At 59.7% G+C, this 16,162-nt stretch carries 13 protein-coding genes; 4 read left to right on the top strand and 9 right to left on the bottom strand.

Going from position 1 to position 16,162, the window contains the following annotated elements; translation table 11 throughout:
* The first annotated feature begins 410 nt into the window (after positions 1 to 410).
* The gene (locus tag DXD94_RS02500; protein ID WP_158564776.1) at positions 411 to 3,395 is read left to right on the top strand and encodes a DEAD/DEAH box helicase family protein; all 2,985 of its coding nucleotides are present in this window, start codon (positions 411 to 413) and stop codon (positions 3,393 to 3,395) included.
* Positions 3,396 to 3,458: 63 nt separating this feature from the next.
* On the opposite strand, the gene DXD94_RS02505 is transcribed toward DXD94_RS02500, so the two are convergent.
* From DXD94_RS02505 to DXD94_RS02525, 5 genes are all read right to left on the bottom strand, one after another.
* Complete coding sequence (locus DXD94_RS02505) at positions 3,459 to 3,767, bottom strand: type II toxin-antitoxin system YafQ family toxin (protein WP_117734477.1); 309 nt, start codon at positions 3,765 to 3,767, stop codon at positions 3,459 to 3,461.
* 2 nt (positions 3,768 to 3,769) lie between these two features.
* Positions 3,770 to 4,069 (bottom strand): type II toxin-antitoxin system RelB/DinJ family antitoxin, encoded by a 300-nt coding sequence (locus DXD94_RS02510; RefSeq protein ID WP_117734476.1) that lies wholly within the window; start codon positions 4,067 to 4,069, stop codon positions 3,770 to 3,772.
* A 114-nt stretch (positions 4,070 to 4,183) separates the two neighbouring features.
* Positions 4,184 to 4,942: a TIGR00730 family Rossman fold protein gene (locus DXD94_RS02515; RefSeq protein WP_117734475.1), complete on the bottom strand. Its 759-nt coding sequence runs from the start codon at positions 4,940 to 4,942 to the stop codon at positions 4,184 to 4,186.
* A 198-nt stretch (positions 4,943 to 5,140) separates the two neighbouring features.
* A complete protein-coding gene (gene tgt, locus DXD94_RS02520) occupies positions 5,141 to 6,280 on the bottom strand; it encodes a tRNA guanosine(34) transglycosylase Tgt (RefSeq protein WP_117763139.1) in 1,140 nt (379 codons plus the stop codon).
* Positions 6,281 to 6,752: 472 nt separating this feature from the next.
* Entirely contained in the window at positions 6,753 to 7,553 is an 801-nt protein-coding gene (locus tag DXD94_RS02525) for an SDR family NAD(P)-dependent oxidoreductase (RefSeq protein WP_035137314.1), read from the bottom strand.
* 294 nt (positions 7,554 to 7,847) lie between these two features.
* Here DXD94_RS02525 and DXD94_RS02530 point away from each other — a divergent pair, with 294 nt between their 5' ends.
* Positions 7,848 to 9,605, top strand: coding sequence for a hypothetical protein (locus DXD94_RS02530; RefSeq protein ID WP_117763140.1), 1,758 nt, complete (start codon positions 7,848 to 7,850; stop codon positions 9,603 to 9,605).
* A 253-nt stretch (positions 9,606 to 9,858) separates the two neighbouring features.
* Here DXD94_RS02530 and queA read toward each other — a convergent pair whose 3' ends face one another.
* From queA to DXD94_RS02545, 3 genes are all read right to left on the bottom strand, one after another.
* A complete protein-coding gene (gene queA, locus DXD94_RS02535; protein ID WP_117742995.1) occupies positions 9,859 to 11,070 on the bottom strand; it encodes a tRNA preQ1(34) S-adenosylmethionine ribosyltransferase-isomerase QueA in 1,212 nt (403 codons plus the stop codon).
* 73 nt (positions 11,071 to 11,143) lie between these two features.
* Positions 11,144 to 11,716: an epoxyqueuosine reductase QueH gene (locus DXD94_RS02540; RefSeq protein ID WP_117734471.1), complete on the bottom strand. Its 573-nt coding sequence runs from the start codon at positions 11,714 to 11,716 to the stop codon at positions 11,144 to 11,146.
* Positions 11,717 to 11,847: 131 nt separating this feature from the next.
* Positions 11,848 to 12,417: a DUF3267 domain-containing protein gene (locus DXD94_RS02545; protein ID WP_117763141.1), complete on the bottom strand. Its 570-nt coding sequence runs from the start codon at positions 12,415 to 12,417 to the stop codon at positions 11,848 to 11,850.
* A gap of 130 nt (positions 12,418 to 12,547) precedes the next feature.
* Between DXD94_RS02545 and DXD94_RS02550 the strand changes: the two genes are divergently transcribed.
* Both DXD94_RS02550 and DXD94_RS02555 read left to right on the top strand, forming a co-directional pair.
* A complete protein-coding gene (locus tag DXD94_RS02550) occupies positions 12,548 to 14,698 on the top strand; it encodes a class I tRNA ligase family protein (RefSeq protein ID WP_117734469.1) in 2,151 nt (716 codons plus the stop codon).
* Positions 14,699 to 14,848: 150 nt separating this feature from the next.
* The gene (locus DXD94_RS02555; RefSeq protein WP_117763142.1) at positions 14,849 to 15,952 is read left to right on the top strand and encodes an RsmB/NOP family class I SAM-dependent RNA methyltransferase; all 1,104 of its coding nucleotides are present in this window, start codon (positions 14,849 to 14,851) and stop codon (positions 15,950 to 15,952) included.
* A 24-nt stretch (positions 15,953 to 15,976) separates the two neighbouring features.
* Here the strand turns inward: DXD94_RS02555 and DXD94_RS09630 are convergent, their stop codons facing one another.
* Positions 15,977 to 16,147: a hypothetical protein gene (locus DXD94_RS09630; protein WP_158557554.1), complete on the bottom strand. Its 171-nt coding sequence runs from the start codon at positions 16,145 to 16,147 to the stop codon at positions 15,977 to 15,979.
* Positions 16,148 to 16,162: the final 15 nt, after the last annotated feature.

Here is a 16,162-nt window from a genome sequence, read left to right on the forward strand (position 1 = left end):
TGAGTACTGCTACAAATTTAGTAGCAGCGAAATCTGGCTGAATTTGCATCTCACCGCCAATTTCGAGCGCCATAATGCCCCAAATCGTCATGTTTAGAGGGTTGGTTATATTCGATTTCACTCGATTGGTCTTAAATACTTTACAGATGATATGATACTGTCGCAACAACAGTACTCATATTTGCCATTTTTTGCCCACCGGTCCTATTCGAAGGCAGTTCCCAGGATCTCCAGCTCGCCCCGCAGCCGCTAAAACCCACTCAATAACAGCTGCCACATATTTTAGCACCAGCCAAACACCACTCACGGAGCCGCACTCCACTATCACCGAACCAAAATCAGAATCGGATGCCCAAAAACCAAAGTAACGTACTCTCATTTTAATGAACCCCAACAAGAACGGCATTTACATGAGCACCGTCACGCATCAATACGCCCTCATCGGGGACACGGTATTCCAATTCAAGGAAGCAGTCGTTCATGTATCTGAGCCGCACGGCCAAATCGTCATCTGCAGCAATGGCCCAGACATCCGTTACGCAACGCTCGAAGAATGGGAGAAAGCTGGCACATCTTTCGATAGACGGACGCAGGTCGAGGGTATCGTCACCAGTGCGAGTCCAGCGCGCGACAAACTCGAGCTCTTTCGCAATCTCTTTACTGGCCGCAAAGATGTTTACGCCCATGGGTACCGCAGAAAAGACGGGGGAATCGGCTATACGCCCGCTTGCGCAAACGAGTGGAAGTCAGGCATTTGTCCCAAAGCAAATCGTCAGAAATCCAAATGCGCTGAATGTGGCAACCGCGTCTTCCCCGAGTTGAGCGATACCGCGATCATCTCCCATTTCAAGGGCAGTGACGACAGACTCCGAGACGTCATAGGTCAATATGTTCTCGATAATGACAGCAACACAAAAGTCCTGGTCATCGACTTTGACGGAGCCGATTGGAAAGAAGCGACAAACGCCATTCGGCGTGTCGCAAAAAACCATGGAATCGATGCTGCGGTCGAGCGATCGAGATCAGGTAACGGCACACATGTCTGGTTTTTCTTCCTAGAGCTCACCAGCGCAAAGATCGCACGAGAATTTGGAAGCAGCCTTATCACCGAAGCAGCGGCGCTCAACAAGACAATCACCTTTGAAGCTTTTGACCGGATGCTGCCCGCGCAGTCCACCATTCCTGAGGGCGGCTTTGGAAATCTCATAGCACTGCCTTTTCAAGGAAAAGCGCAGCGAAAAGGGAACAGTGTATTTGTTGACGAGCAATTTGAGCCCTTTCCCGATCAATGGCTTTACCTTTCGCAAATTCAGCTGATTCCACATGCAACAGTGCAAAATCTGATTGAGAGCATCGACAATAAACCGCATGGAATATCTGCTGCAGTGGTGGGAAACACCGCCGCGCCACATTCTCAGAGGCCGCGAAAGCGGCTTCCGCTCACGCCGCAGGACTTCCCGTCATCGCTGTCCGTCACGCAGGCCGATATGCTCTATATCCCCGAAAAATCTCTGAGTCCCGCAGCTCAAATGGAAGTTCGCAGGCTTGCAACATTTGCCAACCCAGAATTCTTCCGCGCGCAATCTATGCATCAATCGGTATTCGGCAAACCGCGGTACATAGACCTCAGCGAACTTAGAGACAGCTGCGTCGCGATTCCCAGAGGCTGCAAGGCTCAGCTTGAGTGGCTGTTTCAAGAAGCCGGCGTTGCTGCCCACTATTCTGACAAGCGCAAGTCTGGCAATCCAATTGTGATGGCATTTAAAGGGACTCTTCGCCCTGAACAGCAAATTGCCGCCGAACAGATGCTCGGCTATGAAGACGGAATCATGTCTGCACCGACGGGTTTCGGCAAAACCGTCATCGGAGCCTATCTTATTGCTACCATCGGTCTTCCAACGCTCGTCATCGTTCCCAAGACTGCGCTCATTGCCCAATGGAAATCCCAGCTCGAACGGTTTATCGACATTACTGATAACAGAAAGCCAGTCCGAACCCCAAAAGGACGAATCAGTAAAAGGCAGCCGCCGCTCATTGGCCAAATCGGAGGAGGTAAAACCGCCATAAGCCATCTCATCGACATTGCTTCATTCCAGTCTCTGTCCAGCAAGGACCCCCAGACCGGAGAACCAATAGCCAAGGAGTTCGTTCGTGATTACGGCCTCGTCATCTGTGATGAATGTCACCATGCAGCCGCACCACAGCTTGAGCTTGTCCTCAAGTCCGCTCCAGCCAAATATGTATACGGCCTTTCTGCGACGCCCGAACGCTCGGACGGACTCACGCGAGCACTCTCAATGCTCTGCGGCCCGCTTCGCCATGTCATTGATCCAAAAACGCAAGCAATCCAACAGGGAATTCAGCGCGTTGTTAGGCCGCGTTTTACCGGAGTTCGACTACCCGCCTACAAACCAGGGGCGTCCTTTAATCAAGTTCTCGATCTCCTGTGTGCGCACACAGCGAGAAACGAAGCAATTGTCGACGATGCCCTCGATACCGCGTCAAACGGTCGACATTCGCTTGTGCTATCCAAAAGGAAAAAACATGCCGAAGAGCTATATAGGCTGCTTCAAAGCCGCGGACACGAACCCATACTCTTAACCGGAGAAATCGACGCCAAAGAAAGAAAGGCAATACTGAACAGCCTTCCCGGCTTCGAGCATGAGCATCGAATTATCATCGCAACCGAAGGCCTTCTGGGCGAGGGCTTCGACCTGTCTTACCTTGACACTCTGCTCATTGCCACACCGATATCTTGGGACGGCAGCATAACGCAGCAGGCAGGCAGACTACATAGAAGTCACGAGGGCAAGCAGCGGGTTGAGATATTCGACTATGTTGATTTGTCGATACCCATGCTCGCGCGTATGTACCAGAAGAGACTCAAGACCTATGCCAAGCTGGGGTATGAAGTCTTTGCAGCAAATGACAACAAACAGGCCGATCGAAACATCCTCGTTAGGTCGGCAACAGCCGTGGAGGCTTTAGCGGACGACATCGCAAGCGCAACGAAAAGCATTTTTATTGCCGCGCCCTACGCATCCGCCGCATGCCTCGCGAAGCTCGCCGCCGCGCTCACGAGCGCTATTGTCCGTGGGATTGCCCTTGAGATTTCAATTGCCTCGACTCCGCGCGATGACGTAAAAGCGATTTTTGCCGAGATGAACGTCGACTATTCCATCAAAGCCGAAGGGCGCCTGTGCGCGTCAGTAATTGACGAGGAAACCGTCTGGTACGGAGCTATTCCATTACTGGCTTTTCCTAAGAAAGAAGACTGCAGCATCCGTTTCAAAAGCAGCGAAGTTGCAGCCGAGCTTTTAAGCGAAATCCAGCGAAGAGGAGAACCGGAGGTCGCAGCCACGAACGGGACGTCCCCAGCTGTTGCGGTGGAATAGGAGCTGCCTTGCTCAATCGCTCGTGAATCAATTACTATTCCCTCGCGAATCATAAGCGAGCAATCAGCCGTGCGAACCCTGAAACAGTTCGTCATGCGAGCCCATTCTGACCAACCGGATCACAGGATTAGTCTTATGCGGCAAATAGAGAACGACCACGTCGACCAAGCCATCGGATAGATGGAAATCGATGTGACCGTTGTAGTTGCCGCCCGGGTTTGAAAGCTCGTGGGCACCATATTCCGCGGGAAGCGAGCCGTGAGCCGCAAGCTCTGCAACTGCCGCCTTAAACTCGGTTTTTAGCTGCGGATGGATGCGCATCGTCCGTTTGTAATCCGCCTTAAACTGAGCCTCGATTTCAATCTCAAACATCGCTAGCCCTCATCGAGGAATGATATAAGCTCATCAGCGTTATTGAATGACGGGCTGTCGTCTGGCAGAATCCCCAATTCATGAGCCTCGGCGATCACCATGGCACGCCTCGTCGCCTCGTTGGGCACCTCCGCCCTTCCTACAATCTCAAAAGGAATCTTTCGCTGATTTACAAGCTGCCGAACGGCAAGATTGAGATAGGAATTGAGGCTGAGGCCGACCGAATCCAAGAACTCGGTCGCCTGCTCCTTGAGCCCCTCTTCGATGCGAACCGTCGTAGGCTTAACCGTTGCAGTAGACATACGCGACCTCCTCGCCCTCGTCTTTTGCATCAGTATACCCAATATAAATGGCAACCTGACGTTAGAAAGCATCAGATTGCCATGCATATTCATGTCGCGGTGGGCACGATTGCTCTACATCAACCCGCTGAGCGCAATGTCGACGGCTTCGTTGAGGTCGTCGGTAATGTGTACTAGATCCGGATCGAGCGGACTGATCATACCGGCGTCCATCACCGGGCCGTTGAGCCAGTCGAACAGGCCCTGCCAGTACTCGCTGCCCACCAGCACGAGCGGCATGCGCTTGACCTTGTGCGTCTGCACCAGCGTAAGGACCTCGAACATCTCGTCGAGCGTACCAAAACCGCCGGGGAACACGATGGCGCCCGAGCTGTATTTGACGAACATGGTCTTGCGCACAAAGAAGTAACGGAAGTCCATGCCCAAGTTCACGTATTTGTTGAGCCCGTGCTCGTGCGGGAGCTCGATCCCCAAGCCGACCGATTTGCCGTTGGCGCTCGCCGCTCCCCTATTGGCTGCCTCCATGATGCCGGGGCCGCCACCTGTGATGACCGCCACGCCACGTTGCGCGATCTTGCGCCCGACGGTACGTGCCGCTTTGTAGAGCGGATCGGTCTTGGGCGTGCGGGCGCTACCGAAGATGGTCACCGCAGGTCCGAGCTCGGCAAGCGCGCCAAAGCCGTCGACAAACTCGGCCTGAATGCGCAGTACACGCCACGGATCGGCATGCAGCCAGTCGGTCGACTCCTCGGGTGCCAGCAGGTTGGCGTAGGTGTTGTCCTTAGGAATCATGGGGCCGCGCATGACCACGGGACCGCGGCGGTACGTCTCGTCGTAGGCAGGCTCGCCCTCGACGTTCTCATTTTTAATCATGGGTACTCCTATCGAGAAAAAGAAAACGGGCGGGGTCGACGCCATGCGCCAAACACCCGCCCGAACATCAACCATTCGGTATGGTACCCACGATGCATCAAGTGCTTGCAAGCCATCGGTCAGCGGTCGCGCAGCCGATGCCAGCGAATGCAATGCCCGGCGCCGGCCGCGAACAGCTCGTAAGCGAGCCCGGAGCTCTTAGTAATCCACCGCCGCAGGGCTGTTCAGCCAGTCGCTCACAAACGCACCGTAACGGCCCTCGATAATGGCCTGACGAGCCTGCTGCATAAGGTTGAGCAAGTAGTAGATGTTGTGCATCGAGAGCAAAATGCCGCCGAGCATCTCCTTTTGCGTGACCATGTGGCGGATGAGCGCACGGCTGTAGCCGCCCGTGCATACCGGGCAGGTGCAGGTGGGATCGATGGGGCCGTCGTCGTGCGCAAAGCGGGCATTGCGGAAGTTGAGGCGACCCTCGCTCGAAAACGCCGTGCCCATGCGGCCGGTACGCGTCGGCAGCACGCAGTCGAACATGTCGATGCCCACGCCCACGCCGCGCACGAGGGTGGTGGGGTTGCCGACGCCCATCAGGTAGCGCGGCTTGTGCTTAGGCATGTACTCGGAAGCCAGCGGCGCCAGCGTCTCGAACATGGTCTCGTGGTCCTCGCCCACCGAGTAGCCGCCGATGCCATAACCCGGAAAATCGCCGCACTCCTCCAGATGGCGCAGCGAGCGAAGGCGCAGGTCCAGGTGCATACCGCCCTGAACGATGCCAAAGAGCGCCTGGTCATCGCGGGTGTGAGCCTTATAGCAGCGCTCGGCCCACATGCTCGACAGCTCAACGGCGCGCTCAACGTAGGCGCGCGTGGCGGGATAGCCCGGGCACTGGTCGAGCTGCATGCAGATGTCGGAGCCAAGCTTCATGGCGATTTCCATGTTGTCCTCGGGCGTCCAGAACACGTGGCGGCCGTCGTAATCGTTGACGATAAAGCGCACGCCCTCGTCGGTGAGCTTGACGGCGTCGTTGTGGCTGAACACCTGGAAGCCGCCCGAATCGGTGAGGATGGGACCATACCAGTTCATAAACTTGTGCAGTCCGCCCAGCTCGGCGATGGTGTCCTCGCCGGGACGCATAGACAGGTGGTAGGTGTTGGCGAGCACGATCTGCGCACCGAGCTGCTTGACGGTCTCGGTGGGGATGCCCTTGACGTTTGCCTTGGTGCCCACGGGCATAAAGATCGGTGTCTCGATGTCACCGTGCGGGGTGTGCAGCACACCGGCACGCGCGTGCGTCGTCGGATCCTCGGCGATCAGGTCGAATTTAAACAGGTTTTGATCCATAAACTGGAACTCCTTGGTTGCGGCTCATACGCAAACCATTATACGGGCAACCCGCAAGAAGCACCGACTCGACAGAAACTGATGCATTAAACGACTAGTCGTTGGGGACGTTCTTAAACGACTAGCTGTTGGGGACAGTCTTCAGGGCAGCCTGACAAAGGAGCGCCCCAATCTGCCGGCACTCAGGGACTGTCCCCAAGTGCCGGCAAGAGCGTCCCTTTCGACTAGTCATTTAAGAACGTCCCCAACGACTACATCCAGCGAAAACCCGCCAAAGTGAGCAAGGTGCCTTCAAGCAAAATGGCGCCGCAGGTTGAGCATAAGTCAGCGAGCGGGCCGCATTTGAGGCAAGGTGACGTGAAACGAAAGGGCGCTGACCTTCTGGTCGCGCCCTTGAAGTTGAACGTCAGATTGTCCAAATGCGGCCCGCGCAGCGTCGAGCTGTTACGCAGTTTGGTAAAACCGCGTAACCCTACGGCCGCTGGCCCATGCCGCCCTCGAGGGTGACAGTCTCGCCGTTCATGTACTTAAAGTCGGGGCCGCAGAGCTGAACGACCACGCGGCCGATCTCCTTCTCGACGTCGCCGTAGTGGCCCGCCGGCGGCATGTGGACGTTGGCCTTGAACGCCTCGGGATAGGCATCCTGGAAGTTCTCGAGCGCAGCAGTCCAAGCAAGCGGGCACACGATGTTGACGTTGATGCCGTCGGGACCCCACTCGTTGGCGGCGACGCGGGTCAGGCCGCGGATGCCCTCCTTGGCGGCAGCATAGCTGCACTGGCCATAGTTGCCAAACAGGCCGGCGCCCGAGGCAAAGTTGACCACGGAGCCCTTGGTCTCCTTCAGGTGCGGATAGGCCTTCTGCATGTACAGGTAGGTGGCATACAGGCCAGAGTAAATGGCCAGGTTGAACTGGTCCATAGTGTGGTCGGCGATGGTCACACCCGAAGCGCTGGCCTGAGCGTTGTTGACGACGGCGTCGATGCGACCGAACTCCTCAATCGCCTTGTCGATAACGTTCTGCACGACGGCCTCGTTGTCCTGACCAGCCGAGACATCGGCCTGAACAGGCAGCACCTTGACGCCGTACTCCGCCTCGAGGGACTCCTTGGCGGCCTCGAGCTTGGCAACGTTGCGGCCGGTAATGACGAGGTTTGCGCCCTCCTTGGCAAATGCGATATCGATGCCGTAGCCGATGGAGCCAGCGGAGCCGTCCTTAAGCGTGGCCTTGCCGCCGCCGGTGACGATTACGGTCTTACCAGTGAAAAGTCCCATATAAAGTCCTTTCAAATCGCGGCGGACACGCCCGCCGACTGCGCGCATCCAAATTCACGCGCCAAAAGCTGGAATGTAACTTTAGCGTGTTCAAGCGAAAATAAAAGACCGCGGTAGGCGAACGGCACCACGTCGTTCGGCGAAGGGATTGTCAAGTAAAAACTGGATAAAGCGGCCGAGTTATTGTTATCAGATCGAGCCATCGAACACGTTTTGAAACTTTGCTGCGGCGCGTGGGATGTCGGCGCGAAACTTTATCATAGGGTGACAAACAACGATGAGGAGCACATGCCTATGACAGACGAGCTGGACCCCCAGACTCAACAGCATATTGATGATTCAGCAGACGCCGTCGACGACTGCGATACTCCTACCTGCGTCGACGCCTCCACCGATGCGCACGCCGGTGCAGACAAGGCAACAGACACAGACGATACTGTCGAGCATGACGAAAGCGAGCAGCCGGAGCTGAGCCATGCCGAACCCGACACGGGACCCGCACCACAGGCGGCGGGCCCCATCGAGGTGTCTTCGGAAGAAGAGCTCGATGCCGTCATGGACTCCATGATGGATGCTGTCAAAGCGATGAAAGACGCCGTCGCCGATGCCGACGTGGACGCCGAGGAAGAGGAGGCCGCCGAGGCGGCCTCGACCTTCGTGCCCGGCGAGACTCCGGTCGCCGACCAGGGTAGCACCATGCCCTCGTTTCTGCAGCTCGAGCACCCCACGATTGGCGCCGACGCGGTCGATCCGCACGCAGCAGGCTTTTCTGTGGTCGAGGGCGGTACCGGCAATATCGCCGCGCCGCAGGCTGCCGATGCGGATGATGCCGACACCGCTCGCCCGACCGCCCCGCATTCCCCTGCCGCGAGCCGCGATCTGGGGACCGCTGTCTCGAACACTGCGAACGCCGTGGGTACCTTTATCGCCCAGGGCGCCTCGGCCATGCGTGAGATGAACGCCGCGAAAAAGGCACTTTCCGACGCCCGCGCCCACTTGGCCGAACTTGAGCAGCGCATTGCCGATCAGGCCGAGGAACTCGAGACGCGCCAGGATATCGCAGGCCGCTACGACCAGATCGTCGCCGACCAGCGCCAAGCGATTGCCACGGCCCAAAAGACTGCAGCGGCCGCTGAGATTGACCGTGATGCCCACGCCGCCAAGGCGACAGAGCTCAAGGGCCAGCTCGAACAAATGAAGACAGAGGATGACGCGACTGAACTCCGCTTGAAGGCCGCGCTCGACGCCGTGGAGGCCCGCGAGGCGAGCTCGCGCGAGACCGGCAACCGCCTCGTTCGACGTCTTGAGGATTCCAAGCGCATCCGCGACAAGGTGAAGACCGAGCGAGACGCCGGCATTGCGGCCGCACAACAAACCGTCGACGCCACGCGCGCCCAGCTCGAGACGCTGCGTCATGAGTATGCCGAGCTGCAACGCAATCCCTCGGCAAATCCCGCCAACTATACGGTGCGCACCAGCGAGCTCTCGATGCAGATCTCCGACACGGCAGATGCCCTGCGTAAAGCCGAAGAAGATGTCCCGCGTATCACCGCCGACCTTGAGCACTCGCTTGCCGCAGCCGAGCAGGCCGTCGAGCAGGCTCAAGCCCCTATCGCCGACGCAAAGCGCGCGCACCAAGCCGTGACGACCGAAGCCGATGCCGCGCGCGACGAGCTGCAGACGGCGAAAACGGCCGCCGCGACTCGTCAGCGCGAGCTGCGCGAGAAGATCACTGCCGAGGACAAGGCACGCCGTGACCAGGAGCAGACCATCGCCAATGCCCAAGCAGATGCCGCACATGCGCAGTCGATCATCGAACAGGCGACCGAGGTGCACGACCACCCAGAGATCACTGAGTCGCTTGCAGGATCCTTGGCCCGAGACAAAGCCGAGCACGCCGAGACCGAGCGAGAAGTCGCCCAGCTCGAGGCCGCCGAGGACGCGGTGCGCGAGCGTACCCGCGACTCCCGCATCAAATTCACCGGCGCCATCGTCTGCATCGTCGCCGCAATCCTGGTGATCATCCTAGTCTGGCTGTTCGCAAGCAAGTAGGCAGGGCACCGATAGTCTTTGGGGACGTTCTTAAACGACCAGTCAAACAAGAACGTCCCCAACGACTAATCAATGATGAGAGTGGATAATCTCCCACTTTGAGCCCGCAGAAGGGCCAAAAACGGGAGATTATCCACTCTCATTCCGCAGGTACTCATTTAAGTACGTCCCCAATGAGTGCCACATTGACAGCCAAGGCAAGGCCGATGCTTTGGCAGCGTCAGGTGGTTACGCGGTTCGTAGAACCGCGTAACTAACAAATGAGCATCGCGTCGCCAAAGCTGAAGAAGCGGTAACGCTCCTCGATGGCGGCGGCGTAGGCATCCATGATCTGGTCGCGGGAGGCAAGCGCGCTCACGAGCATCATGAGCGTAGAGCGCGGCACGTGGAAGTTCGTGATCAGCGCGTCGACCACGTGATAGGTCGAGCCGGGCATGAGGTAGAGCTGCGTCGTCGCATTCTCGCGCACCACGATGTCACCGCGGCCGAGCGTGTCGGCGCCGTCCTCGCGGCCTTCAAAATAGCGCGCCGTCACAGCCGGATCGAACACCGGGGCATCCGCATCAAAGGCGCTTTCGAGCGAACGCACTGCGGTGGTGCCGACGGCAATCACACGATGACCCTCGGCCTTGGCCTTGTGCACGGCGTCGACAACCTCCTGCGACACGTGGTAGCGCTCGGTGTGCATGACGTGCTGCGTGGGGTCGTCCTCCTCCACCAGACGGAAGGTATCGATGCCCACCTCGAGCTCGACAGCGGCGAACTTCGCACCCTTGGCCTCGATAGCAGCCATGAGCTCGGGGGTAAAGTGCAGGCCCGCCGTGGGGGCGGCAGCCGAGTGCTCCTCCTTCATGGCATAGACGGTCTGGTACTTCTCGGGATCGCCCTCGTAATCGGTAATGTAGGGCGGCAGCGGCACGTGGCCGGCAGCATGGATGGCCTCGTCGAGCGTGCGCGGGTCGCCGGCGGCATTGCAACCGGCCGGCTCAAATCGCACCAGGCGTCCGCCGCGGCTATCGGTAACAAAGTCGACGACCTCAGCCGTCAGCACCACGGGAGCCCCCTCGGGCGCATGGGCGCCACCGGCACGATACTCAATCTGAGCGCCGGGCTTCAGACGCTTGCCAGGCTTAACCAGGCACTCCCACACGTGACCCAGTGGATCCACGTCCTCGCGGCGCTTAAGCAGCAGCGTCTCGACCACGCCGCCCGAGCCCGCCTTGCGACCGATCAGACGGGCCGGCATCACGCGCGTCTGATTGATGACGAGTACGTCGCCCGGCTCGATATAGTCGATGATGTCACGGAAGATACGGTGCTCAACGGTACCGCCGTGCTCCAGCGGCGTTCCCGCCTCAGATCCCTTGCGATTCACCACCAGCAGGCGGCAGGAGTCACGCGGCTCGGCAGGAGCCTGGGCGATGAGCTCTTCGGGCAGGTTATAGTCAAAATCATCAGTACGCATAGACACGTCGGATTCTCCTTATATAGCTAAAGTCCGCTCTACATCCTAGCAGGCTGCCAGCTCAAAAGAACTACTATTTGGAAGCTTTGCGCTCGTCACGGATGCGGGCGCGGTCCATGGCCGCCTCGACGGCCGAAAAGCGGCAGCCACAGTAGTTCTGCCGATACATGCCCAGCTCGCGCGAACGACGCGTGGCCTCGGGATAATACGGGCGAAAATCGCGAATCACCGGCGTGAGCCCGCGGGCGGCAGCCAGGCGCTCGAGCACATCATTGCACGTTTCGAACAGCTGATAGGGCGAGACAGCGAGCGTCGTGCCTACATATTCAAACCCGCGCTCCTGAGCCACACGGCATGCCTCGGCCAGGCGTAGGGCATAGCACGTGCGACAGCGACGGGGCCGATCGGCGCCCAGCGGGGCCACGCCGGCCTCCCAGCGCTCACGGTCCTCTCCGGCCTCGATAAGCTCGATGTCGCCGTCGGCACACCACCGGCGCAGCTCGTCCAGACGCCGCCGCCATTCATCGTGCGGCTGAATATTGGGGTTAGTCCAGCAGATCGTGGGCTCAAACCCCTCCTCGCGCAGCAGGCGAACCGGCTCAAGCGAGCACGGCGCGCAGCAAGCATGCAGCAACAACGGCTTCATGGACATCTCCTCCCAATCTTTGCCCAGGTAGTCTTTTTGGGACGGGGCAATTTTGACTACTTTTGATGTAAAGCAGTTCCAAATACCCGCATCAACAGGAAAGTAGTCAAAATAGCCCCGTCCCAAAAAGACTACTTTGCGAAAAAGCGTACGCCAAAGGACGTGTCCTCGCAGGCGGCAATGCGGCGGTCGCGCAAAATGGTCCACACGTAATACCAGTCGCCCACACAGCCCGACAAATGCAGGCCAGCCGCCAGGTAGCACAGCAGCGGATAGCCCGAAAATGCAAACCCCAAGGCAAACGCCGCCGTCAGGATCACCGTGGGCGCCAGGCAAATGGCAATGTAGCGCCGGCGCGAATACACAACGCCCTCGGCACAGGCGTAGATCATCGCCGTCTCGCGATTCGCCCCAAAGGTCACATGCGCGCCCGCAGGCGCCAACAGCTTAAAAAACGCGGCGTGTAACAGCTCGTGCACGGCAAATGCCGCCGCCGAAACCGCAGCTAAGCCGACTATCCAGCCCACGACTCCCGTCCAGCCGCCCGCTTCAGCCGCATCCAAGTCCGCAGGCCCGCCCAGCAGCATAAACACCGGCACCAAGCACACGGCAAATACGCCAAGCACGGCCATCCCCCACACGAAGCAGGCGTGCAGAAAATCCTCGTCCTCAAACGCATGTATGTTGGAAATCTCATTCATAGCATCTTAGGATAGCGCCCCTGCCACGCACCTACCCGCATGTGCGATAATGTCGAACGATATGCACGAATTGACCACCGCGCCGCCAGGCCTTGCGCCGGCCGCGCTTTCACCTATGCGAAGGAGTCCCATGGCATCTAAATACTCCATGAACGACCGTCCCAGCTGGCCGCGCCGCGCCATCGTTACCGCTGGCGAGCCCTACGGCAACAAGGGCCTGCACTTTGGCCACGTCGGCGGCGTCTTTGTCCCGGCCGACTTCTTCGCCCGCTTCCTGCGCGACCGCCTGGGCCGCGAGAACGTCATCTTCACCTCGGGCACCGACTGCTACGGCTCGCCCATCATGGAGAGCTACCGCAAGCTCAAGGAGAACGAAGGCTACGACAAGTCCATCGCCGAGTACGTCGAGTCCAATCACTCCCGCCAGGCCGCGACCCTCAACAACTACAACATCAGCTGCGATATCTACGGCGGCTCGGGTCTTGAGCCTGCCGCGCAGATTCACAACGAGGTTACCGCCGAGATTATCGAGCGCCTGCACGAGCAGGGCACCATCTCCAAGCGCTCCACGCTGCAGTTCTACGACGCCAAGGCCGGCACGTTCCTCAACGGCCGCCAGGTGATCGGCCGCTGCCCCATTCAGGGCTGCAAGTCCGAGAAGGCCTATGCCGACGAGTGCGACCTGGGCCACCAGTTTGAGCCCGAGGAACTCATCGCGCCCAAGAGCCAGCTCACCGGCGAGGTGCCCGAGCTGCGCCCGGTCGACAACCTCTACTTTGACCTGCCGGCCTACCTCGACTTTATGAAGACCTATACCGCCAAGCTCGCCCAGAACCCGCAGGTTCGCTCCGTGGTCTCCAAGACCATGGAGGAATGGCTGCTGCCGGCTCAGCTCTACATTCAGAATAAGTTCCGCGAGGCCTTCGATGCCGTCGAGGATCAGCTTCCCGAGCACACCGTGCTGGAGCCCGAGGGCAACAAGAGCAGCTTTACCGTCACCTTCCCCAGCTGGAAGGAGCGCGACGATGCCCACGCAGTACTCGCCAACGGTGGCGTGCGCTTCCGCAGCGGCAAGGCGCTCGTGCCCTTCCGCATCACCGGCAACATCGACTGGGGCGTTCCGGTGCCCGAGGTCGATGGCGTCTCCGACGTCACCTGCTGGTGCTGGCCCGAGAGCCTGTGGGCGCCCATCAGCTATACGCGTACCGTGCTCGCGCGCGATGCCAAAGCCGCCGGCGTGACCGAGGGCGTTGCCGCCCAGGATGCCGCCCTCATGGGCGAGCCAGCCGCCGATTCCACGCAGGTCCCCGTGCCCACCTACCAGCACAGCTCGCTCGACTGGCGCGACTGGTGGTGCTCTGACGACGCTCAGATCTACCAGTTCATCGGTCAGGACAACATCTACTTCTACTGCATCGCGCAGACCGCCATGTGGGAGGCCCTGGGTTGGGACCTCACGCAGAGCACCGTCAGTGCCTGCTACCACCTGCTCTACATGGGCAAAAAGGCCAGCTCGTCCTCGCAGACGCCTCCCCCGCCGGCAGACGATCTGCTCAACCACTACACCTGCGAGCAGATGCGCGCGCATTGGCTGTCGCTCGGCCTGTCCGAGAAGCCGGTGAGCTTTAGCCCCAAGGCATACGACACGCGCGTGACCGGCAAGGACAAGGACGGCAACGAGGTGCGCGCCTGCGACGACAAGCGCGTTATCGACCCGGCCCTTAAGGAGAGCGCGCTGCTGACCGGCGTGTTCAACCGCCTGGCCCGCAGCTGCTTCTACGGCGTTGCCGTCAAGGAAGGCGACGAGAGCCCCTATCGCAACGGCTGCATTCCTGCCGGCGCGGCCTCTGCCGCCGTGGTCGAGGCTGCCGAGCAGGCCGCCCTTGCCTTTGAGCAGGCCATGTACAAGTTCGAGACACACCGCGCGCTCGCCGTGTGCGACGACTACCTGCGTGCCGCCAACAAGCGCTGGAGCGACGCCTCCAAGGCCGCCAACAAGCTCGAGGGCGCCGAGGCCAACGCAGCCATGACGCAGGCCCTCATCGACGCCTTTACCGAGCTGCGCGTGGCGACCGTCCTCATGCACGGCATTGTGCCGGCCGGCTGCGAGCTCATCTGCGAGTACTTCGACGTCGACCCGGTCGCCTTCTTTAGCTGGGATAACATCTTTGCCTCCACGGACGAGTTTGTGGAGAGCCTGGGCGAGAAGCCCGGCGAGCACCGCGTGAAGCCGCTGCCCCCGCGCTTCGACTTCTTCAGCAAGCACGAGAGCCAGTACTAGACAACCGGCAAGGCGCAGTAGTCAATTTGGGACGGGGCTTTTTTAGCTACCCGTCCCATCCTTGGCTGCAGCGCTTGCCAAAACAGACGGGATAGCTAAAAAAGCCCCGTCCCAAATTGACTACTTGAGTGGAACAGGAAGGAAAGACGGATGTCTAAGCCGCGTCGTCGTAAGCAGAAAAAGCAGGTTAAGCCTGAGCTCAAGCTTAGGCAGTTTGCTGCCACCGAGCTTTCCGACCAGCTTGCCGCCCTTCCCTGCGCCGTCGACCTGCCGCGCTTTATGGTCGACACGGTCGCCGGCGCCTATGCGCCCGCCGATGCCGACCTCATGATCGAAGGCTTTGGCGCCGCAGCCGCACGCCCGGTCACGCTGCGCGCCAACACGCTCAAGGCAACAGCCGAGGACATCGCTGCGGCGCTCGACGCAGCCGGCATCGCCCACAACCCCGTCGCCTGGTACCCAGACGCCTTTATCCTGCCCGAGGCTCAGGTATCCGATCTGTGGGACCTCGACATCTACCGCGACGGCAAAATCTATCTGCAGAGCCTGTCGTCCATGATGCCGCCGTTGGTCCTGGGCGCCCAGGCAGGCGAGGACATCCTGGACATGTGCGCAGCCCCTGGCGGCAAGACGACGCAGATCGCCGCCCTCACCCAGGGACAGGCACACCTCACGGCCTGCGAGATGAGCATTCCCCGCGCCGAAAAGCTTGAGGCCAACTTGGGCCGCCAAGGCGCCAAAAACGTGCCTGTCATGCGCATTGACGCGCGCGAGCTTGACGAGTTCTTCCGCTTTGACCGTATCCTGCTCGACGCCCCCTGCACCGGCACGGGCACCGTTATCAGCGACAACGAAAAGAGCCTACGCGGCCTCACCGAGCAGTTGCTCAACAAATGCGCCCGCTCGCAGCGCGCGCTTCTGGACCGCGCCTTGGGGGCCCTCAAACCGGGTGGCACGCTGGTCTATTCAACCTGTTCGATCTTGCCGCAGGAAAACGAGGATGCCCTGCAAGAGGCCCTCGACAAGCATATGGACTGCGAGCTCATCCCCCTCGACGGCACGCCAAGCGAAAGTGAGGCACGCCGCGCCCAGGAAGCTGGTAAGGAGCCACGTATCGAGTCCAACGCCCTCACCGAGGCCATCGCCGCCGGCCATGTCTCGTCCGTCGCCAACGGTATGCCCGGCACGCTCACCATTCCGCCTAGCCGCGACTTTGAGGGCTTCTACATTGCCCTGATCCGAAAACGCAGCTAGCGCGCGGATCCAAAACTCAACAAGCTATCTCCGTGCGCGTTTGCCCTGCTGGTCGCGATGCTGTTTAAGCATCGCGCGCTCCTTGCGTTCGGCCCTTTTACCCTTAATGGCCGTGACCACAAAGTAGATGACCGCGGCGGCAACGATTGCGCCCACACACAGGCCAATCGAGCCCAACATTGCCGAGAATTCCATACCGCGTCACCTTTC

Source organism: Collinsella sp. TM10-22, from assembly GCF_003466125.1.
Lineage (GTDB): Bacteria > Actinomycetota > Coriobacteriia > Coriobacteriales > Coriobacteriaceae > Collinsella.